Source organism: Nocardiopsis kunsanensis DSM 44524, assembly GCF_000340965.1.
Taxonomy (GTDB): domain Bacteria; phylum Actinomycetota; class Actinomycetes; order Streptosporangiales; family Streptosporangiaceae; genus Nocardiopsis; species Nocardiopsis kunsanensis.
In genome coordinates this window covers 47,356-71,547 of the sequence record NZ_ANAY01000022.1, presented here as the reverse complement: position 1 = coordinate 71,547, position 24,192 = coordinate 47,356, and the positions used below count along the sequence as shown (strand labels likewise).

The window sequence follows — 24,192 nt, the reverse complement described above, 5'->3', positions numbered from 1 at the left end:
GAAACGGGGACGAACGTCCGCCACCGGAACCAGGTGCCGTGCCGCCCACGAGCACGGCACCCGACCGGTCCGCACCGCCCTCACCTGCCTGCGCGCGTGCGTCCCGCGTACACACACCTGCGCATGAGGGCGTCCAACGGCCCGGGACGCCCGGTGCGGTCCAGCCAGGTGGCCAGGGCCAGGGACACACCCCAGACCAGGACCGCCGTGACCAGCGCACCGAACCCGCCCAGCGTGGTTCCGAGACCCACGAGGTCGGGCTGCAGGACCACCGCGACCAGCACCGAGTTCAGGATGTAGAACGTCAACGAACGCTGCCCCATCGCTGCGACCGCCCGAGTGAGGGGCCCCTTGCGGCGTTCCAGGACGATCGCGAGCAGGGTGAACGCGGCCGCGTACCCGGCACCTCCGGCCACCCCGGTCAGCACCTGCAGGCCGAGCAGCAGACCACCCTCGACCACGCCGGGCTCCATGGCACCGAGCGCCATGAGGGCGGAGGGCAGCGCCCCGGCCACCGACACCGCGATGCCCACGACAGCGACACGGACCAACAGCCGGCGGTGCGCCTGCGGGTCGTCGAAGATGCGGGCACGCCCGGCCCGGAACCCGATCACGACCAACAGGAACAGCGGGTAGGTCACCGCCAGGAACACCGGACCGAAGGGCAGGCCGACGAACCGCTCCACCCAGTCCTGCGCGGTGAGGTAACCGGGGACGGCGAAAGAGGCCCCAGCGCCCTCCATCTGCATCGCTGCCTGCATCCCGATCATGCCGAGGGGCACGGTCACCACGTAGAACACCGCGAAGACCACGGCGGCACGCACGATCGCCCGGTTCGAGCGCAACAGCAGCCACCCGGTGACCAGGGCGGCCAGACCGTAGGAGGTGAGGATCTCCCCGGGGAAGACGAACAGGGCGTGCACGAAGCCGAAGAGCAGCAGGAACCATCCGCGGCGGCGCAACAAGCGGCGGATCTCGCGGTCGTCGGTACCGCGTCCGGTCTGACGGCTCACCATCCACGCCATCCCGTACCCGAAGAGGATCGCGAACATCGGGAAGGCACGGTTGTCGAGCAGCAGGTGGGTCACTGCGGAGGCGGTCCGGTCGAGGAAGCCCTCCCCCGAGACGTCGGTGCCGAACCCGACGCCGACGTACACCCCGGCGTAGGCCATGGCGATGAGCAACAGCATGAACCCGCGCGCGAGATCGGGCGCGAGCACACGTTCCCTCCGTGTCCGGGTGTCCGGTGTGGACATCTGGGTCTCCTCCGGTGTTTCGGGGTCGGAGGCCAGGATCCCGCGGACGGTCCCGGACACGGATCGGCCGATCGGTCATCCGTCCGGCCGAGTTCGGCGTGCCCGGCTCACACGTCGGCGGCGCTCGCGAAGAACCAGGCGATGGACAGGGCGCCGGGGTCGACCACGTCGGCGGCACGTTCGCCCAGGTAACTGGCGCGGCCCTTGCGGGCGACCATCCCGCCGGTGGAGTCGGCCCCCGCGGATGCGGCCTCGGCCGCTTCCCCGAGTGCCTCGCGCCACCCCGGCCGCGCGGTCCCGGCGAGGGCCTGCACCGCCGGGGCCATCGCATCGACCATGGTCTTCTGTCCGACCTGCGCACCACCGAGCCGTTGGACCGCGGCCGTGGCGGTGTCGAAGGCCATCGCCAGGTCGGCGACGGTCCAGGGCTCCTCGGGCCCGTGGGCCACACGGCCGAACCAGAGCCCGAACAGGGGGCCGCTGGTACCGCCGGAGGCGAGGAAGGTGTCGGAGACCGTCCCGAAGACCTCGGCCGGATGGACGGCGTCGATGTCCTGCAGGGCCGAGCGCGCCCGGCCGAGGGACGTGTCGATGTTCCAGCCGAAATCACCGTCGCCGGCCCTGCGGTCGAGGTCGGTGAGGTCGTCGGCGCCCCGGGAGATCCGGTCGGCGAAGGCGAGGAACCACGCTCTCGCGTCGGGTCCGCTCAACCGGGCCGTGTCACCTGTGTCGGTCATGGTGTTCCCTCTTCCCGTCGTGCACGTGGGGGTCAGCGCAGGGCCGGCGTGTGCACCGGTGCGTCCCAGAGTTCGGTCAGCTCGTCGTCGAGGGCGGTGAGTGTGATGGAGAAACCCTTCATGTCGAGCGAGGTCACGTAGGGGCCGACCAGGGTGCGTTCCAGGCTCAGACCCTTGCCCTCCAGGAAGCGGCGGAGCTCGAACGCGGCCACCGACAGTTCGAGGCCGTGGGTGGCGCCGAGCCCGTTGACGACCGCCAGGACCGGTGCCCCGCGGTCGAGCCCGAGGGCCTCCACCAGCGGCGAGGCCAGGCTCTCCACGAGGTCGGCGGCCTCACCGGAGGGACGGCGGGTCTCGATGCCGCGTTCGCCGTGGATACCGACACCGAACTCGACCTCGCCCTCCTCCAACTCGAAGGAGCGCAGCCCGGTGAGCGGGTTGGTGGGCGCCCGGAAGGACATCCCGAGGGTCGCCGAGCGCGAGACGACCTTCCGGCCCAGGTCACGGACCCGGTCGACGGAGGCGCCCGCCTCGGCGGCGGCGGCGCCGCAGACCTTCTCCGTGACGACGACCGCTGCGGTACCGCGCCGCCCCGGACCGCCCTCCTCCTCGCTGCTGGTGGCGAGGTCGTCGTCGACCAGCACGGTCTCCACCGTGTGCGTGTTCGAGAGCAGGTCGGCGGCGATGGAGAAGTTGAGCACGTCGCCCGTGTAGTTCTTGATGATCAGGACGGTGCCCCGCCCGGTGTCGGTGGCCTCGATGGCGGCCCGCACCTGGAGCGCTGTCGGGCTGGCGAAGACGTCACCGGGGACGGCAGCGTGGAGCATGCCCCGGCCCACGAAACCGGTGTGCAGCGGCTCGTGCCCCGATCCGCCACCGGAGACCACCGCGACCTCGTCCCGCGCGGGTTCGGCCCGGGTGACGAAATCCGGGTCACGGTTGAGGCGGACCAGATCGCCGTCGGAGACCTCCAGCCCCTCCAACGCCTGCTGCACCAAGTTCTCACGCGCGTTCATGACGAATCTGCCCATCCTCGCGCCTCCTTCCTGGGTCGTGGCCGTGGTGGCCCGGACACCCAGTGGATACCCGACCGTCCACCACGGGAACGCACCCCGGGAGCGGGACCTGCATCCACAGAAAACAGGCCCGCTCAACCGCACAAGAGGCTTCGTCCCAAAACACGAGCACGGTGCAAGGTCTCCCCCGCCACACGGAACAGAGTGCTCAGCCACGTGAAGGGCTGGGCCCCAGAGCACATGCACGGTGCTGGGCCTCCCCGGCCATAAGAAACCGATGTGCTCAGCCACATGAGGGGCTGGGCCCCAGCGCAGGTGCACGGTGCTGGGTCTCCCCTTCCCACGGGAGACAGGCCTGCTCAGCCACAGTCTTCGCGGGGTGCGCGCCCCCGGTGCCACAGAAACCCCGGAGTCTCCGCGCGTACCACGCGGTGGCCTCACATGCCATCCTTACGCGGTCTCTGGACGCCCGGAGCCCACCAGCCATGTGGGCACAGAAGCGCGTGAGCCCGCACCGTGTCTTTGGGCTCAACCGGGGGAAGGCCCCTCCCCCAAGGAAAGGGAAGAGACAGAAACAGGCCCCCGCCCCAGGGGGTGTCCGCGCTCAACCACACAAAGAGCCGAGCCCCAGCGCACCTGCACGGTGCAAGGCCTCCCTCCCTTCAGACTCTTCTTCTTTTTTCAGGGTGTGTTCGTGGTTTTACGTCTGCGGTCCCGTGCCCCGTTCCTGGGGCCGGGCTTCGTCTGTGGCCGGGGTCCACACCCCCTGACGTGCGGCTCTGCGCAGGCCTTCTCCCCCTCTTGTGGGGAGGGGCCTTGCCCCGGCCGAGCTCAAGGGCACGGCGCGGGCTCACGCGTCCCCCGTGCGTTGGTGGTCGAGGGGCTCCGGGCGTCCAGAGACCGCGTAAGGAGGGCTCGGGAGACCACCACGCGGAACGCGCATGGGGGACTTCGGCCAAGGGGCGACGCACCGCGCGCCGACTGTGGCTGAGCAGACCTGTCGCTTATGGGGGAGGGGAGCCCTTGCACCGTGTACGTGCGCTGGGGCTCGGCCCTTTGTGTGGCTGAGCATCTGGATTTCTTGTGGCGGGGGAGGTCTTGCACCGTGCACGTGCGCTGGGGCTCGGCCCCTCACGTGGTTGAGCACGGAGACCCCCTGGGGCGGAGGTTCGCTTCTGTCTCTGGCCTGTTTCTTGTGGGTGGGGACGAGGGTGGACGGCCCCGTGATGTCCGGCCCGGTGAACCCCGACGAAGATGAAGCGTTCTTCATGTGCGTTTCATCCTGTGTGTGTCTTCGTCCGGGAGAATCCGGGCCATGAGATCTCCGTTCGTCCTCGCCGTCGCCGGTGCGCTGGCCGCTCTGGCCGCCGGGGTCCTGGCAGCGCTGGCCGCCGGGGCCATGGTCTGGGTCCTGTGGAACGGGGAGACGCGGGTTTCCCCGCCGGTGGAGGTGGTGGTCGGTGAGTCCCCGGACGCCACGCCGGCCCCGCCCTCGGAGGAGGACACCGTGACGCCCCCGCCCCCGGTCGTGGACCGTGACGGCGACGGGGTGCACGACGACGAGGAGACGAAGACACCCGAGGCCGAGCCGAGTCACACGCCGGCCCCGAACACCCCCGGCGAGGTCGACTGCGACGAGGACGACGATGACGACTGAGGGACCCCGCGGGCCCAATGACACCACCCAGGACCTCGGCGCACACCCGGACGTCGTTCCGGACCGGGGTTCGGGACACACCCTGCTGTACCCGACGATCGTCATGCGCGAGCCGATGCCCGAGCCTCCCCGGCGCCGGCGGGTCTCGGCCCGGCTCGTCATCACCGCGTGGGTGTCCTCCCTCATGGGACTCGTGCTGGTGCTGGTCAACCTCATCACCTGGAGCGCTCTGACGGCCCGTGACAATGAGCAGGTCGACCAGGCGCTGTCGCAGGAGATCGGCGAGTTCCAGGAGTTCGCGGCGGTCGGTGTGGATCCCGGGACCGGGGAGCCCTTCACCGACGTCGGTGAGCTCATCCGGGTGCACCTGGCGCACCAGTACCCCGCCGACCACGAGATCCTCTTCGGCCGGGTGGACGAGCCCTCCGCGCCCCCGGGCGGAGGCAGCACGCCGGACCCCGGGGACGGCTCCGGAAGGTTCCGGCAGGGCTCCGAACCCCGGCTGGACCTGTCGGCCGACCCGGAGGCGACCGGGCAGATCCTGGACTCACCCGATGCCCGCGGCACCCTCGACACCGAGGAGGGCCCGGTCCGGTGGGAGAAGATCCGGGTGCGCCTGCCCGACGGCCAGGACGGCTCCGCGGGCTGGTTCGTCATCGGTTACTTCACCGCCGAGGACAGCGGGGCCGTCGCCTCCACCATGTTCACCGTCATGCTGGTGAGCCTGCTGGGCCTGGCCTGCGCCGCCACCGCCGCGTGGTGGGTGGCCGGGCGCATCCTCCTCCCAGCGCTGCAGGTGCGGCGTGCGGCCGCCCAGATCACCGAGGAGGACCTGACCCGGCGTATCGACGTTTCCGGGGGCCGCGACGACATCGCCGCGCTCGCCGAGCAGTTCAACAGCATGTTGGACCGTTTGGAGGGCGCCTTCACCGAACAGCGGCGTTTCGTCGACGACGCCGGGCACGAGCTGCGTACACCCATCACGATCGTGCGCGGCCATCTGGAGCTCATGGGCGACGACCCGGAGGAACGCCGTGAGGTGGTGCGGCTGGTCACCGACGAGCTCGACCGCATGGGCCGTATCGTCGAGGACCTGCTGTTGCTCGCCAAGGCGCAGCAGCCCCACTTCGTCCACCCGTCGACGGTGTCGTTGGCGGAGCTGACCAGCAACATCGACGCAAAGGTGCGCGGGTTGGGCGAACGCGACTGGCGTCTGGAGGCGATCGGCGACGCCTCCTGGAAACTGGATCCTCAACGCGTCACCCAGGCGATGGTGCAGCTGGCCGCCAACGCGGTGCACCACACCCGCACCGGGGGCACGATCCGCCTCGGGTCGGCCGTGCACCGGGACGCGGCTCTGTTCTGGATCACCGACGACGGCCCCGGCATCCCGCCCGCCGAGCACGGCCGTGTCTTCCAGCGGTTCTCGCGCGGGAACGGCACCTCCCGGGCCGAGCGCGGCGCGGGTCTCGGTCTGGCCATCGTGCGTGCCATCGCCGAGGCTCATCACGGACGTGTGGACCTGCGGTCGACGCCCGGGGCGGGTTCGACGTTCACCCTGGTCGTACCCCGCACGCCGTCAGGAAAGGAGACCACGTGAGCCGGATCCTCATCGTGGAGGACGAGGAACGTATCGCTTCGTTCGTCCGTAAGGGCCTGACCGCCGGCGGGTTCACCACGACCGTGGTGGGCACCGGGGCGGAGGCCGTCGATTACACCGTGACCGGCGGTTTCGACCTGGTGCTGCTCGATCTCGGTCTGCCCGACACCGACGGCTTCGACGTGCTCCGGCGCATCCGGAAGTTGGGGGTGGACGTGCCGGTGGTGATCCTGACCGCCCGCGACGGGGTGCACGACACCGTGACGGGCCTGGAGATCGGCGCCGACGACTACGTCACCAAACCGTTCCGGTTCGAGGAGCTGCTCGCCCGCGTGCGCCTGCGTATGCGCACCGAACGCACCGCCGACCTCACCGTCCTCGACGCGGGCGGGCTCTCCCTGGACCTGCGGACCCGCCGGGTCTCCGTGGAAGGCTCGACCGTGGATCTGACGGCGCGGGAGTTCGCATTGCTGGAACTGCTCATGCGGCACGAGGGGCAGGTGCTCTCGCGGCAACAGGTGCTCTCGCACGTGTGGGGTTACGACCACGATCCGGGTTCGAACGTGGTGGACGTGTTCGTGCGGGCACTACGGCGCAAGGTCGGTGCCGAACGTATCCGCACCGTGCGCGGCATGGGGTACCGGCTGACCGGGTGAGCACTGCGCCCCGGAAGATGAACGACCCTTCATGTGGACCTCATGGGCGACTCACCCGGGCTGCACAGGATGGTCACCATGTTGTGGTTCGCCCTGGCGGTCGATCTGGCCGCGATCTTCGTTCTCTCCTACGTCCTCTACTTCCGCCGCCACGGTCGCCGGGACCTCGTGCTCGCCTATGCGGCGCTGAACGTGGGCATCTTCTCCGTCGTTGCGATGCTGACCACGAAGGAGGTCGGTCTCGCGGTCGGTTTCGGGCTGTTCGGTGTGCTGTCGATCCTGCGGCTGCGCTCGGACACGATCAGCCAGGGCGAGATCGGTTACTACTTCACCGCGATCGCCCTCGGCCTGGTCAACGCTGTGGCGGCTCCCGCACCCTGGACGATGCTCGGTCTCAACGCGCTCCTGCTCGGCGTGATGTACGTGGCCGACCACCCGGGCCTGCTGTCGCGCTCGCGTCGCACGCTCCTGACCCTCGACGTCGTGCACGAGGAGGAGGCGGATCTGCGCCGGGAACTGGAACAGCGGCTGCGCGGACGGGTTCGGCGCGTGCTCGTCCAGGAGGTCGACTACGTACGCGACATGATGGTCCTGGACGTGCGTTACCACGAATCCGGGCCGTCGCCGACGGCCGCCTCGGGCGGCCAGAACACGGCCTTCTCGCTCCCGGCGTGGATGGGTGGGCGATGAGTACCGGCCTCGTCAGGGAGCTCTCCCCCACCCCGGTGTCACTCGAGGAGCTCAATGTCCGCGCCCGCCTGGTCACCCGGGTCTGCCGCAAGTACCTGGTGCCGGCGCAGATCCTGTCCGGGATCCTGTCCGGGATCCTGGCCGTGCCCGGTGAGCGGCTGGGGGTACTGACCATCGGGGGGCGGGACTCCTTCCGTTACTCCTCCACCTACTTCGACACCCCCGAGCTGGGGAGTTTCCGTGCCCACCGGCAGGGGCGGCGGCGCCGGTACAAGGCGCGCGTACGCACCTACGTCGACACCGGCACCCGGCTGTTCGAGGTCAAGCTCAAGGGGAATCGGGGCCTCACCGACAAGGTACGGATCGGCCACGAGGGGCCGTCGCACGTGCTGCCCCGCGCTTCCCGGGCCTTTTTGGACTCGACCCTGGAGGGGTACGGGCTGGTGGCACCGCCGGTACTGGCGCCCAGCGCGGTGACCGACTACCGACGCTCCACCCTGGTCAGCCCCTCGGGCACCGAACGCCTGACCCTGGACACCGAGCTGGTGGGCCGCCGCGACGGACGCGAGGTACGTATGCGTCCCGATCTGGTGTTGCTGGAGGTCAAGACACGCGGCGGGTTCACCCCGACCGAGCGGCGCCTGCACGCTCACGGGTTCCGGGAGGTGACCTTCAGCAAATACGCGGCGACCCTCGTCTCGTTGGTGCCGCAGCTGAGCGGGAACCGGTGGATCCGAGCATCGAGCGCCTGTCTGGAGCGGAGCGTCCTCCGGGCCCGGCCGTGTTTCACGTGAAACATCGTCCACCCTGTATTCGCAGGAGGGCCACCGTCCCGTATCCGTTCGGGACGGTGGCCCGGCCGCAGGGCCGCCTCCCGCCACGAAAGGCCACACCCGCGACGGCAACGGTCTTCCCGCTGAGCGCCGGATCACGCCCGAGCGGCGCCGATCAGTCGGTCGGTCTCAGATCCACCCGGCGCAGGAGTTGTGCGTTGAGCGCCACGATGATCGTGGACAGGCTCATGAGCACCGCGCCGACGGCGGGCGCGAGCACAAGGCCGATCGGGGCGAGGACACCGGCGGCCAGCGGCACGGCGAGGACGTTGTACCCGGCCGCCCACAGCAGGTTCTGCACCATCTTGCGGTAACCGGCCCGGGAGAGGACCCGGACCGACAGGACCCCGCGCGGGTCGTCGGAGGCCAGCACGATCCCCGCCGACTCGATGGCCACGTCGGTTCCTGCGCCGATCGCGATACCGACATCGGCGCGGGCCAGCGCGGGGGCGTCGTTGACCCCGTCTCCGACCATGGCGACCCGGTTTCCGCGTTCCTGCAGGTCGCGGACGACCGCGTCCTTCTGGTCGGGCAGGACCTGGGCGAAGACCTCGTCCAGGCCCAGGCGGGCGGCGACCGCGTCGGCGACATTGCGGGCGTCTCCGGTGACCATGGCGACCCGAACCCCTTGGCCGTGGAGCTGCCGGACCGCTGCGGCCGATTCCGCTCGTTCCTCGTCGGCCAGCGACAGAGCGCCAACGACGGTGTCGCCGTCGATCACGTGCAGCACGGTGGAGCCCTGCGAACGCCAGGATCCGGTCCGTTCGGCCAGGTCGGCGGGTTCCGAGAGGCCCAGGGACTCCAGCAGCGCCGGGCCGCCCACCTGAACGGTGCGCCCGTCGACAGCGGCGCGTACCCCCTTCCCGGGCAAGGACTCGAACCCGTTCGCACGCGGCACATCTGCCACTTCGGCGGCGGCGCGGACCACGGCCCGGGCCAGCGGGTGCTCAGAATCGGACTCGACCGCCCCGGCCAGGGCGAGGACGGTGTCCTCGGAGCTCGCGGCCACGGCAGCGGTCCCGGTGACGGCCGGGGTGCCCTTGGTGAGTGTTCCGGTCTTGTCGAAGAGCACGGTGTCGACCACGCGGGTGCGTTCGAGGGTCAGGCGGTCCTTGACCAGGATCCCGTTGCGCGCGGACATGGTCGTGGAGATGGCGGTGACCAGCGGGATCGCCAGCCCCAGAGCGTGAGGGCAGGCGATGACGAGCACGGTCACGGTGCGTTCGACTGCCGATCCGGGATCGCCGAGGACGGTCCACACCGCCGCGGTGATGACGGCTGCGCCCAGGGCGAACCAGAACAGGAGTGCGGCGGCGCGGTCGGCCAGGGCCTGGGAGCGCGAACGTGATTCCTGGGCCTGGGTGACCAGGCGTTGGATCCCGGCGAGGGTGGTGTCCTCGCCGACGGCGTCGACGCGCACGCGTACGGAGGAGTCGGTGGCGACCGTGCCGGCCACGACCCGGTCGCCGTCGGTGCGGGTGGCTGTGGCGGACTCGCCGGTGATCATGGACTCGTCGAAGGCGGCCCGCCCGCTGACCACGGTGCCGTCGGCGGGGACCCGGCCGCCGGAGCGCACCAGGACGGTATCGCCCGCACGCAGGTCGCCGGCGGCGACCTCGGCCACCTCACCGTCGTCGGTGAAGCGCTCGGCCCGGTCGGGCAGGAGCGCTGCGAGGGCCTCCAGCGCTCCGGAGGCCTGGCCGAGCGCCCGCATCTCCACCCAGTGGCCGAGCAGCATGACGACGACCAGCAGGGCCAGTTCCCACCAGAAGTCGAGCTGTGTGCCGACGATCCCGAGGCTCGCGAGCAGGCTGGAGACGAAGGCGACGGTGACGGCCATCGCGACCAGGGTCATCATCCCGGGCCTGCGGTCCTGGAGTTCGGGCCCTGCCCCGGAGAGGAAGGGCCAACCGCCGTAGAGGTAGACGACGGTACCCAGGACCGCCGGCACCCAGGTCAATGCGTCGGGGACCTCGTAGCCGAACCATCCGGCCACCATCGGGCTGGCGAGGACGACGGGCAGGGAGAGTACGAGGCTCCACCAGAACCGCACACGGAACACGGCCGCGTGGTCGCCGTGGTCGTGACCCCCGTGATTCCCGTGCCCCCCGTTCCCTCCGTGGCTGTGGTCGTGGTCGGTCCGCTCGTGGGTCGTGTGTGCCTCATGGTCGCTTGCGCTCATAGGTGTCCCCCTACCCGGAGACCACGGCTCTCAGGGGCCTGGAGGAAACAGAACCGATTCATGAGAAGGGCGCCCGCCGGAACACTCCGGCGGACGCCCGTCCCGGGATCTTCACAGGTCAGGCGGCCTGTTCCTCCGCCTCGGGCCTGCGCCCGTACCAGGGCCACCATTCCACGGTGCGCCCGTGCGGGATCATCCGGTCCAGCCGGATGGTCAACCGCAGGGCCAGACCACCGGCGAACATACCGGTGACCAGGTCGGAGAACCAGTGGAAGTGCAGGTAGATCGAGACCGTCGACTGCATCAGGGCGATGACCACGATCGTGTACGCCAGACGCCGGATCACGTGCGGCCGTGCCGCACCGAACCGGATGATGAGGAACAGTACGAGGCCGTAGATGAGGATGGCGTTGGCGCCGTGCCCGGACGGGAACGCGACGTTGCCCGCACCCGAGAAGAACTCCGTCTCGGAGTACTTGGCGTGTCCGCGGCTGATCGCCAGTTTCATCACCGACACCATCGACATCATGCCCACGACACCGACCGCGCTGAGCACGATCGGCCGCCAGCTGCGGTGCCAGTAGGCCAGCTGGAGCGACACCACCCCGAGTACCGGCAGGGCCACGTAACGGGAGGCCAGGTTGTCCAGGGAGTAGATGAGCGGCTCGCGCAGGAGGTCGTAGGCGGGTCGCTGGAAGTCGTTGAGGAAGTGGTCCACCGGATGCAGCGGGCCGGCGGCCAGCATCGTCATGACGATGAGCCCCACGGCCAGGATGATCGCGGTACGGTCCGAAGCCATGCTCCAGGCGATCTCACTGACGCTGGGCCACTTGACGGCGCGCACGATCGGGGGCCCAGGGGCGAACTCGGTGGTCCGCACGACCGGGATGGGGCCGCTGTAGGGCCCGGGGGCGGGACGGCGCCTCGCCTTGTCGTGTCGTCCGGTGGGCTGTGGGGACCGTGTATGTCGGGTCCGCGAAGAGTTCGTCATGTACTCGGTGCTGTCTCACACGTCGTGGGCCGGCCTGTGGCGCAGGCGTGTGGGGGGATGGGCCGGCCGCGGCTTACGGTCCTGGTCTGACATCCTCGGGGCCGACTGTGCGGGGGCGCGGGACGAGGACCCGCTCCCTTCCTTTCGACGGCCGGGTCCGGCGACCGGTTCACGTCGGTTCCGGCGCCCGGTCGTTCTGCCTTCCGACCCTGCGAGGTTCTTCTCTGGTGCCGAGTCGCGCCCGCGTGCGCACCTGGCACACTCGTGGTGCCATATGCACAGGTCAACACGTTCTCGCCTGTTGCACAGCCGTTGTGTAGGTCACATTCCGCACGGCTTTGTGTGGGTATTGCCGACGACCGAGACTACCCGGACACCCCTGTTCTGCGACGGCGCCGTGCGTCACGTACCGCCCGCCGATCCCTGCAGGCGGGCCGTGAAGCGCCGAAGCACGGCACTGCATTGACCATCACGATACCTTTCCGTGATTCGTCCGTGAGAATCCTGCACCCGGACGTCCCCTGGACACGCGACCGTGTGGCACTCTTCAGGGAGCTTGTACGACACTCACCCAACCGGCCCCCGCGTGGCCCGCGGGCGTGCCGCGCGACAGAAGGGCCCTGGATGGTCGACCTCCCACAGTTGCCGGACGACCCCTCGAAACTGGCCCGGGAGCCGTTGCGGGAGCAGATCCGCCAGGTCTTGGTCGAGGGACTGCTGTCCGGCCGGTGGAAACCGGGGGAACGCATCGTCGAGCGCCGCGTGGCCACGGAACTCAGGGTCAGCCAGGCTCCGGTCCGTGAGGCGCTGCGCGAGCTGGAGACTCTGCGCCTCATCGAGACCGTGCCGAACAAGGGCGCGAGGGTCCGCGCCTTCGGTGTACAGGACATGGCGGAGATCTACCCCGTGCGCGCCGGTCTAGAGCTGGTCGCCGCACAGTTGGCCGCCGACCCTCTCGCCGAGGACCCCTCGGCGCTCGAGCGCGAGGTGGAGGCGCTGCAACGGGCCACGGCACGCGGGGACGTCGCCGAGCAGATCCGGCACAGCGTCGAGTTCCACCGCGAAGTCGTACGGGCCGCCGACAACAGCGTGCTCATGCACACCTGGGAGTCGCTGGGCGTGGAGGTGTGGACCGCCCTGTCCGTGCGCTGGCTCGACATGGAGCTGCACGCCAAGGCCGCCGACCACGCGCAGATCGCCGAGGCCTTCCGTTCCCGCGACCCGGCCGTGGGCCAGATGCTCAGCGACCACGTCCTCAACTACGTCGAGGCCGCAGTGCACTCCACGGAGAAGACACCCTGAACCGGGTACCCGCGCTCATCAGCCCGAAATCGTTCCATCTGCCGTAAACTTGTATTGATCGATCATCGATCAATCATTAGAGTGTGCGCGACACATCACATTGGCATAGGGCACCGGAGACCGGGAAGCAATGCGAGCACGGGTCCGGTCAGACAACAGCACACCGACCCGCGTCCGCTCGCCGGGGAAGACACCAGCCACGGTTCCCACGGCGCGCGCCCACACCTGCCACACCGTGCCGCCGCCATCTGAGCCAGGCGGCGGCACACGCCACGGCCATGAACGACAACAGGCCACGGCGAACCTGGATCCTCGGCCCACAGGACGGGGCGCCAGGTCTTCTCGTACGAAGAAAGGCACACCATGGCTGACACGGCCAAGCCGAAGGGCGGCTCCGCCAAGGCCTCCGGGTCCCGGCGGCGCACCCGCAAGGAGACCTCCGGCGTCTCCAACGAGAAACCCGAACTCCTCCTCGACTACTACCGCCGGATGCTCTTCATCCGCCGTTTCGAGGAGCGCACCTCCCAGGCCTACACGCAGGCCCGGATCGGCGGTTACTGCCACCTCAACCTCGGCGAGGAAGCCACCGTCGTCGGCCTGATGTCGGCCCTGCGCGAGACGGACTACCTCTACACCAACTACCGCGACCACGGTTACGCCATCGAGAAGGGCATGGACCCCAACCGGGTCATGGCCGAGCTCTACGGCCGCCAGGACGGGGTCGCCAGGGGTTGGGGCGGCTCCATGCACATGTACGACACCGAGACCCGGATGCTCGGCGGATACGGGATCGTCGGCGGTCAGCTGCCCCTGGCCGCCGGTGCAGCGCTGGCCGTCTCCTACCGGGACGGCGACGACGTCGTCATGTGCCAGATGGGCGACGGAACCACCAACGTCGGCGCCTGGCACGAGACCCTCAACATCGCCAAGCTGTGGAACCTGCCGATCGTGTTCGTGGTGATCAACAACTTCACCGGCATGGGTACCTCCGTCGAGGAGTCCTCCGCCGAGCCCGACCTGTACAAGCGCGGCTCCGCCTTCCGCATCGAGGGCGAGCGTGTGGACGGCCGCGACGTCCTGGCCGTACGTGACACGGCGACCAGGCTCGTCGAGCGGGCCCGCAAGGAGCAGACCCCCTTCATCCTGGAGGCCTGGAGCTACCGCATGAAGGGCCACTCCGTCGTGGACCCGGCCAAGTACCGCACGCAGGAGGAGAAGGACGAGGCCCGTTCCAAGGAGAACGACCCCGTCGCGATCTTCGAGAACGAGCTCACCAAGGCCGGTGTCCTCGACGACAAGACCCGCGACGAGATCGCCGCCTCCGTCAAGGAACGCGTCGCCGAGGCCGCCGACTTCGCGGAGAACAGCCCGAACCCGGACGTGGCGAGCCTCTTCGAGTACACCTACGCCACCCCGGTGCCCAACGAGTCGCGGCGCATGCCCGCCGACCCGGTGTTCGCGGACTAGGAGAGAGAACGAACACATGTCTGTGATCACTTACCGCCAGGCTCTACGGGACACCCTCCGCGCCGAGATGGTCCGTGACGAGAACGTCTACGTCATCGGCGAGGAGATCGGTCTCTTCGAGGGCTCCTACAAGATCACCGAGGGCCTGCTCAAGGAGTTCGGCCCCAAGAGGGTCCGCGACACCCCGATCGCCGAAGAAGGTTTCGTCGGCGCCGCGGTCGGCTCGGCCATGCTCGGTCTGCGCCCGGTCGTCGAGCTGATGACGATCAACTTCTCCCTGCTCGCGATCGACCAGATCATCAACCACGCCGCCAAGATCTACGGCATGTTCGGCGGTCAGACCAGCGTGCCGATGGTCATCCGTACCCCGGGCGGCGGCGGGCAACAGCTCGGTGCGACGCACTCGCAGAACATCGAGCTCTTCTACTCGTTCATCCCCGGCCTGAAAGTGATGGCGCCCAGCACACCGGCCGAGGCATCGTCGATGCTGCGCGCCGCCGTCCGCGACGACGACCCGGTGCTCTTCCTGGAGAACCTGGGTCTGTACAACTCCAAGGGCGAGGTCCCCGACGACTACGCCGAGCCGGAGAACGACAACGTGGCCACGATCGGCCGCGCCGGGGTCGCTCGCGAGGGCTCCGACATCACCCTCATCGGTTACTCCCGTATGGCCTCGGTTGCCACCCAGGTCGCCGAGAAGCTCGCCGAGGAGGACATCAGCGTCGAGGTCGTCGACCTGCGCAGCCTCCGCCCCCTCGACCGCCAGACCTTCGTGGACTCGGTCAAGAAGACCGGTTCCGCGGTGATCTGCGAGGACGACTGGCTGACCTACGGCATCGGTGCCGAGATCGCCGCGTCGATCCAGGAGGGTGCCTTCGACTACCTGGACGCCCCGGTACGCCGGGTCGCCATGGCCGAGGTTCCCATGCCGTACGCCAAGCCGCTGGAGACGGCCGCGCTGCCCGGCGTGGAGTCGATCAGCACCGCCATCAAGGAGACCCTGAGCGCCGTCGGCAAACGGGTCGGGTAGAGGGAGTACCAATGAGCGAGATCCACATGCCGCGCCTGTCCGACACCATGGAGGAAGGCGTCATCAGCAGTTGGGTCAAGAACATCGGCGACAAGGTCGAGACCGGTGACCTCCTGCTCGAGATCGAGACCGACAAGGCCGTCATGGAGTACGAGGCCTTCGACGAGGGTTACCTGGTCAAGCAGAGCGTCTCCGAGGGTGACACCGTCCCGATCGGCGAGGTCATCGGTCTGCTGGCCGACTCCCCGGACGCGGTGCCCGAGGAGAGTGGCGGTGGTTCGGAGCCCTCCGAGGACCGGGCCGAGGAGACCGGCGGTTCCGAGGAGCAGGAGCAGAAGCAGGAGGAGCCTGCGGCCGAGGAGGCACGGCCCGCTCAGGAGAGTGAGCCGGCCCCGGCCCCGAGCGGGTCCGGTCCGGAAGGCCGTCCGCGTACCTCACCGCTGGCTCGGCGCCTGGCCAAGGAGTACGGCCTGGACATCAACCAGATCCAGGGGTCGGGTCCCAAGGGCCGCATCGTGCGTGCCGACATCGAGGCCGCGGCCGAGAAGGGGCAGCCCGCTCAGGAGCAGGCCCCGGCCGCACAGCAGGAGAGCAAGCCGGCTCCCTCCGCACCGGCCGCGAGCCAGCCCTTCGACGACGGCCGTGACTCCGAGGAGGTCAAGGTCAGCAACGTGCGCAAGGTCATCGCGCGCCGCCTGACCGAGAGCAAGCAGACCGTACCGCACTTCTACCTGCGCCGTACGATCGACGCCGACGCGCTCAAGGCGTTCCGCTCACAGATCAACGAGCAGCTCGCCGACACCGGCGTGAAGGTCAGCTTCAACGACCTCATCGTCAAGGCCTGCGCGACGGGACTGAAGCTGCACCCGGCCGTCAACACCTCCTGGGTGGACGACAAGCTGCTGCAGCACCACCGCATCAACGTGGGTGTCGCGGTGGCTGTGGAGGCCGGCCTGGTCGTTCCGGTACTGCACGACACCGACAAGGCCACGCTGTCGGAGATCTCCACGAACACGCGCGAGCTCGCCGGCAAGGCCCGGGACGGCAAGCTCAAGCCGCAGGAGATGAGCGGCGGCACCTTCAGCATCTCCAATCTGGGCATGTTCGGTGTGGACAGCTTCTCGGCGGTCATCAACCCGCCGGAGGCCGCGATCCTGGCGGTCGGTGCGATGCGCCAGGAGCCGGTCGTCGTCGACGGCGAGGTCGAGGTGCGCAACCGCATCTCACTGGAGCTGTCGGTGGACCACCGCGCCGTGGACGGTGCCGTGGGCGCCGCGTTCCTGAAGGATCTCGCGGAGATCCTCGAGGAGCCCATGCGCATCATCCTGTAGGCACCGCCCGCACACGTGCGGAAGACCCCGGCCGGAGCGCTCCGGCCGGGGTCTTCCTCGTGCGCGTGACCGTGTCGGGTGCGTCGGCCCGGGCCGGTGTACGGTCACCGCATGACCCATGTCCTGCACCTGACCGAACTCGAGCGCTGGAGCTCCGATGGTGACACCATCGAGGCCGATTCCCTGTACAGCCAGGGGTTCATGCACGCTTCCCCGGACGAGACGACCCTGCTGGCGGTGGCCAACACGCTGTACACAGAGGCCTCCGAGCCGATGGTCGTGCTGGTCGTCGACACCGCGGCCGTCGGGTCCGACGTGCGTTGGGAGGCGGCCGACCCCGCGCCCCCGCCCGGGGTGGGACCGGAGATGCTCTTCCCGCACATCTACGGTCCGATCCCCCGCGAGGCCGTCGTGGGGGTGCGCTTTCTGCGCCGCGACCCGTGGAACTGGTACGCCGCCGTGGAGAAGCGTCCCGCCACGGCCGAACTCCTGGACCTGTGGCCCCATCCCGAGGGCGGTTGGTACCGGCAGACCTGGCGCACCGATGAACAGCTCCGTCCGGACGGTTCCTCCGGAGCACGCTCCACCGCCACCGGCATCCAGTTCCTGCTTCCGCCGGAGGAGACCTCCCGCTGGCACCGTGTGAGCTCCGACGAGATGTGGGTCTTCAACAGGGGCGGACCGATGCTGTTGGAGTTCGGCGGCACCGGGGAAACACCCGAGTACAAGGGCGACGTCGTGCTGGGGCCCGAGGTCGAGAGGGGCGAAAGCCTCCAGGTCCTGGTCCCCGCCGGCACGTGGCAGGCCGCTCACCCGCTCTCCGAGGAGGAGACCCTGGTCAGCTGCTTCGTCTCACCGGGTTTCGACTTCGCCGACTTCGAGGCACGCTGACCGGTGCTCAGCCGGGGACGGGGTCACCGGCGGGTGCACCGTGTCAGGTGGACGGTGGCGAGGGCGAAGAACACCCCGCCCAGCAGCCAGAACGGCGACCACAGGAACAGGTGCCAGTACAGGACGGGCGCGAAGGTGTCGGAGACCCCGATGGCACCGGTGGCCATGAGTGCCTGCTGGACGATCCCGGCCCCGCCGTACAGGAGGAGGAGCCCCGCCGCGAGCCATCCGCCGCCGAGCAGGAACCAGCGGGGGAAGATCTGTCCCCAGCGCTGCACCAGGCCCAGCGCCGCTACCACGGCCGCGAGCTTCACGAGGGCCGAGGCCCACACGGTGGCCACCATGGCGGGGGCGTTCTCCTGGGCCGGTGCGGTGACCGACTCCCCGATCGTGTCCAGCAGCCATGTGCCGCCCGCCGCCCAGTACAGGCTGACCAGTCCGAACAGGAACGCCCAGACGGCGGCGGCGTGGGCGGGCCACTGCGGTGTCACCACGGGGGTGAACGGGCCGGTCCGGCTCCGGTCGTCGTCGGTCGCCTCGGGCATGGTGCCGTCTCCGTCCTCCTGGGGTGCGGACCACAAGTACACCACCGGAGGGCCGGGATTGTTCAGCCTGCCCGGTCGCGGATCCGGGTGACGAGGTCCCCGTCGCGAGCGACCCGGGTGAGGCCCGCGGCCAGGGCGGCCATGTCATCGCCCTCGACCAGTCCACCGAGGTCGTTCTCCTCCCCGGGCAGGCCGAGCCTTTCGGCGCCGGTCCGGGTGAGCTTGTCGGTGAAGGGTCGAAGCCACGGCCAGACCGCCTGGACCTCGCGGCAGAAGATCGCGGCACCGGTCGGGCCCACACCGGGGAAGCGCTGCAGTCCGGACATCAGACGGGTGCGCTCGTGGTCGCCGGCGAGGCGGCGCAGGTCGCCCTTGCACTCCTCTTGTGCCAACTCGGCGCACTGGCCGAGCCGGGTCGCGGTGCTCTCGTCGTAACGGACGTAGTGTCCCCTGCCCAGAGCGTCCACACGTTCCTGCCAGCTCAGCCGGGCCATACCGTCCGGGGTGGTTCCGCCCGCCCTGTTCAGTTCGTGCGCGGCGTCCATCGCGATCCGCGCCGAGATCCGCGCGGACACGAGGTTGACCAGTACCAGGAGTTGCCACAGAGCGGCGGGTTTGTCCCCCATCCTGATCCCGGCCTCGGCCGCGAGAGTGGTCCCGGCCTCCTCCACCACGGCCCGAGCGATGTCGGTCTGCTTGGTCATCCGGTCCCCCGAGGAACTCGTCGGTGTCCTTCGTGCGGTGCTGCCCGTCAGGCAGTACCCGCACCCGGTCCCAGATCGGACTGGGGCGAGGGGTTGTCGCTGTGGTTCCCGACGCTGGGAGGACCGCCGTGGCGGGCCCTGCCCTTGTCGATACCGAGGAGCCGGTTGAGGTGACGCTTGCGTCCGACCACGAACCAGGCCACCGCGCCGACGATCGGGAGCCAGAGGATGAGGACCACCCACAGGAGCTTGCCGCCGGCCGTGGTGTCGGGGTTGATCAGGGTGGAGATGATCGCGGCGATGACGAGGACCAGCACGGCCAGAGCCAGCAACCCCATGACCACCCCGAAGAGGACGGCCACCCAGCCGAACTCGGGTGCACTCGTGGCGTCTGCGAGTTGTGTGATCATGTCTCCCCCATACATGAAGTACGCATAACGTTACTCAGAGTAACTATCCTGTCTCGCTCGTCCCTTCTCCGAGGAGCTCCGGGCGTTTCTCCTGCGGTGTTCCGAATCCACAGTCGGCCTGGCGGTCCGAGCCGCTCATGGACTGGTGGCAGGTGGGTGCAGACCTGTTGGACCGGTGGTAGGTGGGTGGTGTTCGTCGGAGCGTCGAGCGTAGCCCGGCCGGGGCTTCCCGCAACCCGCATCGGCGCCCCGCCACATACCCGGCACCCGCTGAAGGGTGCGGCGTTGTGCGGGGTTGTTCGCGGCGCCTCGGGGTGTGCGGTCCACCCCTTGGCGCCGGGCCGGCCCGCTCTCGCCGCCGAACACCCAACGGCCGCAGACCAACCGTCCGCCCGAAGAAGTGTGGGGGCACGACCAACCCCCAGGGGCGGGCCATTGCGGTCAACGGTCGAGGCGTGGGCACGGTTGCTCGCTCCTGCGAAGGCACAAGCCGGCCCTTCGGGCCTGGCCCCGGCACTCCCGGCACAGCATTGCGGCCAGGGGTGGCAGGTGTGTGTGCCCTCCGTCGGAGAATCTCCACTCATCGGTGGAGCTGGGAGGGGCCTGCTACCTCCCAGGGGCGCTGCTCCCCCTTCCGCGACCACGTCCGGGCCGTTTTTTGACCGCGGAGGGGAGCAAGGCTCGACCGGGCTCCGGCGGCCGGTGTCAGTGCTCATACAGGCAGCAGAAAACGTTTTCAGTGCCCGCAAGAGCACCAACAACCGCCGAGACCGGCCCCACGAGCAAGACCGGCACTACCGGGGCTCGGGGTCGGCTCTGGTAGCAAGATCGACGGTTGAAGCCGGCTCCGTGAGCAAGGTCCACGAGGTCAGGGCCTTTCCGGAGGAGCGCGCACGCCAGACTGCCCCGGCCTCAATGTCCCGCCGGGAGCAGGCGGGGCCAGGCCCGAAGGCCCGAAGGCCCGGCCTGTGCCTTCGCAGGAGCGAGTCACCGCGCACACGCCGCCAGCGGTGGTCACAATGGCCCGCCACAGGGGGAGGAAAGCGCCCACCGTTCCTTTGGCAGCCGGGCGCCGGGGTGTGGGGGGTCGTCGACAAGGGTCGGGAAGCCCGGCGCAAAGGGTCGCAGCGCACACCCCGAGGCGCCGGGGCCAGCCCACCACACCCCCGCCACCATGAGCACCGGGAATCAGAACCGGGGGCGGCGCGGAAGCGGGTTGCGCAGACCCGGCCGGGCTACAATTCCCGACCCCGACGAACCATCACCCGGCACCACAAGAAACCCCACAACCCCAAACCCAACCCCAAACCACCCCGCCACCATCAACGCCAAGAAGCAGATGTGGCGGGACGTGGAATCGCGGTCTTCCTCAGTGGGCTTTCGACGCTGCTCCGGTCCATTGAGCGCCTCCAGGTCTTTCCCGCGGAGTCACATGATGGAACCAAGTGGTAACCGGTACGGACCATCGGGGCGTCGTGGGGCCCGCTGGTGCCCCGAAGCCGGGCAGCCATGGACCGGTGGAACCGACGGGAGTGGGACTACTATCGAGTAGGGGCTTCTACCAGGGTTTTTCGCTGCTTTACTGGGAACATGGGCGAGCTTCGGCGATCTGGCAGGTTCACTCCCGACCACCCAGACTTGAATCACCACAGAGTCACACCCGCGACCGTTTCGGCGACCGCCGGGAACACCTGAGCCGTGGAGAGGCAACCACGCTACGTCTGGCTCGCCGACCAACTCCGGCGCCCGATCCTGCGCGGTGAGCTGGTCCCCGGCACACGCCTGCCGTCCCGAACCCGCCTCGCCCGCAACTACCGGGTCAGCGAACAGGTCTCCCGCGCCGCCCTGCGGCTGCTCGCCATGGAAGGTGTCGTCGAGGCCCGGCAGGGCTCGGGGTACTTCGTGCGCGAGGACCCCGCGCGGGTCCGCGTCCTGCGTACCGACACCAGCTCGGTCCCCGGCATGGGAGGCCTGCGCCGCGAGGTCGAGGGCACCGAACAGCAGCCCGGGCAACCGCCCGTCTCCACGCGTCTGCGCCTGCGCCGGGGCGACCCGGTCTACCTGACCTCCGCACTCGGCATGGCGCTGGACACCCCCGTGGCCCTGCACCTGTCGTGGGAACCGGCCCTGGTCACCACGGGCACCCCACACACCCCTTTCGACGCCGAACCCGGTGACGGCCTGCTCGACCGGCTCGAAGCCGCGGGCCACCCCGTGGACGGGGTCGTGGAGGAGGTGTGCCTACGGGCCCTGCGTGAGGCCGAGGCCGCACTGCTGTGTGCATCGGCGGGCACCCCGGCCTTGGTCGTCGAACGCACCCACTACTGCGGCGGCCGCCCCGTGGAGACCTCCGACCTCGTCAGCACCACGGACCAGTGCCGACTCGTCTACCGACTCTCCCTGCCACGGCCGCGCAACCCCGCCGAGCCCGGGTGAAGGGGCCGCCCACAGGAACGCCGCCGCCGACGGAGGAACGGTCCGTCGACGGCGGCGCGGTGTCGGTGCCTCGGATCAGTCCTGAGTGAACTCCCGAGCCACGACCTCGGCGATCTGCGCGGTGTTCAGGGCAGCGCCCTTGCGCAGGTTGTCGCCGCACAGGAACAGGTCCAGCGACGTCGGGTCGTCGATCGACTGGCGGATACGGCCGACCCAGGTCGGGTCGGTGCCCACGACGTCTGCCGGGGTCGGGAACTCGCCCTTGGCCGGGTCGTCCAGAACCTCCACACCCTCGGCGTTGGCCAGGAGCTTGCGCGCGTCCTCGGCCGGGACCTCGCTGTCGAAGGTGGCGTGGACGGTCAGGGCGTGGGTGGTGATGACCGGAACACGCACACAGGTGGCGGCCACACGCAGGTCCGGCAGCCCCAGGATCTTGCGGGACTCGTTGCGGACCTTCAGCTCCTCGGAGGAGTAGCCGTCGTCCTTGAGCGAACCGGCCCACGGCACGACGTTGTAGGCCAGCGGGGCCGGGAACGGGCCCAGTTCATCGACAGCGGCGCGCACGTCACCGGCCTCGTTGCCCAGGTTGCGTTCGGCGGCCACGGTCGCCGTCTGGTCGCGCAGGGTGTCGATACCTTCCTGACCGGAGCCGGAGGCGGCCTGGTAGGAGGAGACGACCAGGTCCTTGACGCCGTAGGCGCGGTGCAGGGCACCGATGGCCACGATCATCGACAGGGTCGTGCAGTTGGGGTTGGCGATGATGCCGCGCGGCCGGTTGCCGACCTGGTCCGCGTTGACCTCGGGCACGACCAGCGGGACGTCGGGGTCCAGACGGAAGGCCCCGGAGTTGTCGACGGCCACGGCGCCGCGGGCGGCAGCGACCGGGGCCCATTCCTTGGAGACCTCGTCGGGCACGTCGAACATGGCCACGTCGACACCGTCGAAGACCTCGGGTGCCAGGGCCTGCACGGTGACGTCCTCACCGCGCACGCTCAGGACCTTGCCGGCGCTGCGCGGGGAGGCGATCAGGCGGATCTCGCCCCACACGTTCGGGCGCTCGGTGAGGATGTCGCGCATGACGGAGCCGACTGCGCCGGTCGCGCCGACGACGGCGAGGGTGGGAAGACGGTTGCTCATCGGCCGGTACCTCCGTAAACGACAGCCTCGACCTGGTCGGAGTCGAGCTGGAACTCGGTGTGGGCAGCGCGCACGGCCGCGTCGATCTGGTCCTCCTCCACGATGACCGAGATCCGGATCTCGGAAGTGGAGATCATCTCGACGTTGGTGGCCGAGGCCGCGATCGCGTCGAAGAAGCGGGCGGTCACACCCGGGTAGGAACGCATGCCTGCGCCGATCAGCGAGACCTTGCCGATCTGGTCGTCGTAGCGCAGGGAGTCGTATCCGACCTTCTCCTGGACCTTCTTCAGTGCGGCGACCGCTTCCTTCCCGGAATCCTTGGGGACCGTGAAGGAGATGTCGGTGCGCGACGTGGAGACCGCCGAGACGTTCTGCACGATCATGTCGATGTTGATCTCGGCGTCCGCGAGGGCCTTGAAGATCGTGGCGGCCTCACCGACCTTGTCGGGCACTCCGACGACGGTGATCTTGGCTTCGCTCCGGTCGTGGGAGACCCCGGAGATGATCGGCTGTTCCATGCCTTCGCTTTCCTCGACTTCCGAAACGATCCAGGTTCCGGGCTTCTGGCTGAACGACGAACGGACGTGCAGCGGGATGTTGTACTGCCGTGCGTACTCGACGCAGCGCAGATGCAGGATCTTGGTTCCGCTCGCGGCCATCTCCAACATCTCCTCGTAGGAGAGCTGGGGGATCCTGCGGGCAGAAGGAACGACACGCGGGTCGGCGGTGAAGACACCGTCGACGTCACTGTAGATCTCGCAGGCGTCGGCGTTCAGGGCACCGGCGAGCGCGACGGCGGTCGTGTCGGAGCCGCCGCGGCCCAGCGAGGTGATGTCCTTGGTGTCCTGGGAGACGCCCTGGAAACCGGCGACGATGCAGATCGCGCCCTCGCCCACGGCCTCCTGGATACGGCCGGGCGTGACGTCGATGATCTTCGCGTTGCCGTGCAGGGAAGTGGTGATGACACCGGCCTGGGAGCCGGTGAAGGAGCGCGCCTCGTACCCGAGGTCCTCGATCGCCATCGCCACGACAGCCATGGACATGCGCTCACCCGCCGTCACGAGCATGTCGAGCTCGCGAGCCGGCGGCATCGGGGAGACCTTCTCAGCAAGGTCCAGAAGTTCGTCGGTCGTGTCGCCCATGGCGGAGACGACGACCACGACGTCATGTCCCGCCTTTTTCTGAGCCACGATCCTTTGGGCTACTCGCTTGATGGCTTCCGCGTCAGCGACGGAAGACCCACCGTACTTCTGCACGATTAGGGCCACGATCGATGCTCCTGAGGAGTTGGGATCAAGACAATTAACAACGGAGTGTAGCC

General features: G+C 69.2%; 21 protein-coding genes. 11 read left to right on the top strand and 10 right to left on the bottom strand.

Annotation, left to right across the window (positions count from 1 at the left end; translation table 11 throughout):
* Window positions 1-80: 80 nt before the first annotated feature.
* The 3 genes from D456_RS0115455 to D456_RS0115445 form a co-directional block, all read right to left on the bottom strand.
* Entirely contained in the window at window positions 81-1,256 is a 1,176-nt protein-coding gene (locus tag D456_RS0115455; RefSeq protein WP_026115919.1) for a DUF418 domain-containing protein, read from the bottom strand.
* A 107-nt stretch (window positions 1,257-1,363) separates the two neighbouring features.
* Window positions 1,364-1,993 (bottom strand): dihydroxyacetone kinase subunit DhaL, encoded by a 630-nt coding sequence (gene dhaL / locus D456_RS0115450; RefSeq protein ID WP_017577089.1) that lies wholly within the window; start codon window positions 1,991-1,993, stop codon window positions 1,364-1,366.
* Between the two features lie 32 nt (window positions 1,994-2,025).
* Window positions 2,026-3,024, bottom strand: a complete 999-nt coding sequence (locus D456_RS0115445) for a dihydroxyacetone kinase subunit DhaK (RefSeq protein ID WP_026115918.1) — start codon at window positions 3,022-3,024, stop codon at window positions 2,026-2,028.
* 1,300 nt (window positions 3,025-4,324) lie between these two features.
* Between D456_RS0115445 and D456_RS0115440 the strand changes: the two genes are divergently transcribed.
* Genes D456_RS0115440 through D456_RS0115420 form a run of 5 tightly spaced genes read left to right on the top strand, consistent with a single transcriptional unit; the run spans window position 4,325 to window position 8,406 of the window.
* Window positions 4,325-4,666, top strand: a complete 342-nt coding sequence (locus D456_RS0115440; protein ID WP_017577087.1) for a hypothetical protein — start codon at window positions 4,325-4,327, stop codon at window positions 4,664-4,666.
* The gene (locus tag D456_RS0115435) at window positions 4,656-6,266 is read left to right on the top strand and encodes a sensor histidine kinase (RefSeq protein WP_017577086.1); all 1,611 of its coding nucleotides are present in this window, start codon (window positions 4,656-4,658) and stop codon (window positions 6,264-6,266) included. The genes D456_RS0115440 and D456_RS0115435 overlap by 11 nt, the downstream gene beginning before the upstream one ends.
* Complete coding sequence (locus D456_RS0115430; RefSeq protein WP_017577085.1) at window positions 6,263-6,922, top strand: response regulator transcription factor; 660 nt, start codon at window positions 6,263-6,265, stop codon at window positions 6,920-6,922. The genes D456_RS0115435 and D456_RS0115430 overlap by 4 nt, the downstream gene beginning before the upstream one ends.
* Window positions 6,923-6,964: 42 nt before the next feature.
* Complete coding sequence (locus D456_RS0115425) at window positions 6,965-7,612, top strand: DUF4956 domain-containing protein (RefSeq protein ID WP_373295722.1); 648 nt, start codon at window positions 6,965-6,967, stop codon at window positions 7,610-7,612.
* Window positions 7,609-8,406 (top strand): VTC domain-containing protein, encoded by a 798-nt coding sequence (locus D456_RS0115420; RefSeq protein WP_017577083.1) that lies wholly within the window; start codon window positions 7,609-7,611, stop codon window positions 8,404-8,406. The genes D456_RS0115425 and D456_RS0115420 overlap by 4 nt, the downstream gene beginning before the upstream one ends.
* 154 nt (window positions 8,407-8,560) lie before the next feature.
* Here D456_RS0115420 and D456_RS0115415 read toward each other — a convergent pair whose 3' ends face one another.
* Entirely contained in the window at window positions 8,561-10,627 is a 2,067-nt protein-coding gene (locus tag D456_RS0115415) for a heavy metal translocating P-type ATPase (RefSeq protein WP_017577082.1), read from the bottom strand.
* Window positions 10,628-10,745: 118 nt separating this feature from the next.
* Window positions 10,746-11,507: a phosphatase PAP2 family protein gene (locus tag D456_RS0115410; RefSeq protein ID WP_026115917.1), complete on the bottom strand. Its 762-nt coding sequence runs from the start codon at window positions 11,505-11,507 to the stop codon at window positions 10,746-10,748.
* Between the two features lie 735 nt (window positions 11,508-12,242).
* On the opposite strand from D456_RS0115410, the gene D456_RS0115405 reads away from it, so the two are divergent.
* The 5 genes from D456_RS0115405 (at window position 12,243) to D456_RS0115385 (ending at window position 17,639) form a co-directional block, all read left to right on the top strand.
* Entirely contained in the window at window positions 12,243-12,920 is a 678-nt protein-coding gene (locus D456_RS0115405) for a GntR family transcriptional regulator (RefSeq protein ID WP_017577079.1), read from the top strand.
* Between the two features lie 363 nt (window positions 12,921-13,283).
* Window positions 13,284-14,387, top strand: coding sequence for a pyruvate dehydrogenase (acetyl-transferring) E1 component subunit alpha (gene pdhA, locus D456_RS0115400; RefSeq protein ID WP_017577078.1), 1,104 nt, complete (start codon window positions 13,284-13,286; stop codon window positions 14,385-14,387).
* 16 nt (window positions 14,388-14,403) lie between these two features.
* Complete coding sequence (locus D456_RS0115395; RefSeq protein ID WP_026115916.1) at window positions 14,404-15,417, top strand: alpha-ketoacid dehydrogenase subunit beta; 1,014 nt, start codon at window positions 14,404-14,406, stop codon at window positions 15,415-15,417.
* A gap of 11 nt (window positions 15,418-15,428) precedes the next feature.
* Window positions 15,429-16,748, top strand: coding sequence for a pyruvate dehydrogenase complex dihydrolipoamide acetyltransferase (locus D456_RS0115390; RefSeq protein WP_017577076.1), 1,320 nt, complete (start codon window positions 15,429-15,431; stop codon window positions 16,746-16,748).
* A gap of 111 nt (window positions 16,749-16,859) precedes the next feature.
* The gene (locus D456_RS0115385; protein WP_017577075.1) at window positions 16,860-17,639 is read left to right on the top strand and encodes a cupin domain-containing protein; all 780 of its coding nucleotides are present in this window, start codon (window positions 16,860-16,862) and stop codon (window positions 17,637-17,639) included.
* 23 nt (window positions 17,640-17,662) lie between these two features.
* Here the strand turns inward: D456_RS0115385 and D456_RS0115380 are convergent, their stop codons facing one another.
* Genes D456_RS0115380 through D456_RS0115370 form a run of 3 tightly spaced genes read right to left on the bottom strand, consistent with a single transcriptional unit; the run spans window position 17,663 to window position 19,298 of the window.
* A complete protein-coding gene (locus D456_RS0115380; protein ID WP_152442588.1) occupies window positions 17,663-18,226 on the bottom strand; it encodes a DUF3995 domain-containing protein in 564 nt (187 codons plus the stop codon).
* Between the two features lie 20 nt (window positions 18,227-18,246).
* Window positions 18,247-18,888 (bottom strand): HhH-GDP family DNA glycosylase, encoded by a 642-nt coding sequence (locus D456_RS0115375; protein ID WP_017577073.1) that lies wholly within the window; start codon window positions 18,886-18,888, stop codon window positions 18,247-18,249.
* A gap of 47 nt (window positions 18,889-18,935) precedes the next feature.
* Entirely contained in the window at window positions 18,936-19,298 is a 363-nt protein-coding gene (locus tag D456_RS0115370) for a PLDc N-terminal domain-containing protein (RefSeq protein ID WP_017577072.1), read from the bottom strand.
* Window positions 19,299-20,996: 1,698 nt separating this feature from the next.
* Between D456_RS0115370 and D456_RS0115365 the strand changes: the two genes are divergently transcribed.
* Window positions 20,997-21,734, top strand: a complete 738-nt coding sequence (locus D456_RS0115365) for a GntR family transcriptional regulator (RefSeq protein ID WP_017577071.1) — start codon at window positions 20,997-20,999, stop codon at window positions 21,732-21,734.
* A 75-nt stretch (window positions 21,735-21,809) separates the two neighbouring features.
* Here D456_RS0115365 and D456_RS0115360 read toward each other — a convergent pair whose 3' ends face one another.
* Both D456_RS0115360 and D456_RS0115355 read right to left on the bottom strand, forming a co-directional pair.
* Window positions 21,810-22,871 carry an aspartate-semialdehyde dehydrogenase gene (locus D456_RS0115360; RefSeq protein ID WP_017577070.1) on the bottom strand — a complete coding sequence of 354 codons (1,062 nt, stop codon included), beginning with the start codon at window positions 22,869-22,871 and terminating at the stop codon, window positions 21,810-21,812.
* Window positions 22,868-24,139 (bottom strand): aspartate kinase, encoded by a 1,272-nt coding sequence (locus D456_RS0115355; RefSeq protein ID WP_083904601.1) that lies wholly within the window; start codon window positions 24,137-24,139, stop codon window positions 22,868-22,870. The genes D456_RS0115360 and D456_RS0115355 overlap by 4 nt, the downstream gene beginning before the upstream one ends.
* Window positions 24,140-24,192: the final 53 nt, after the last annotated feature.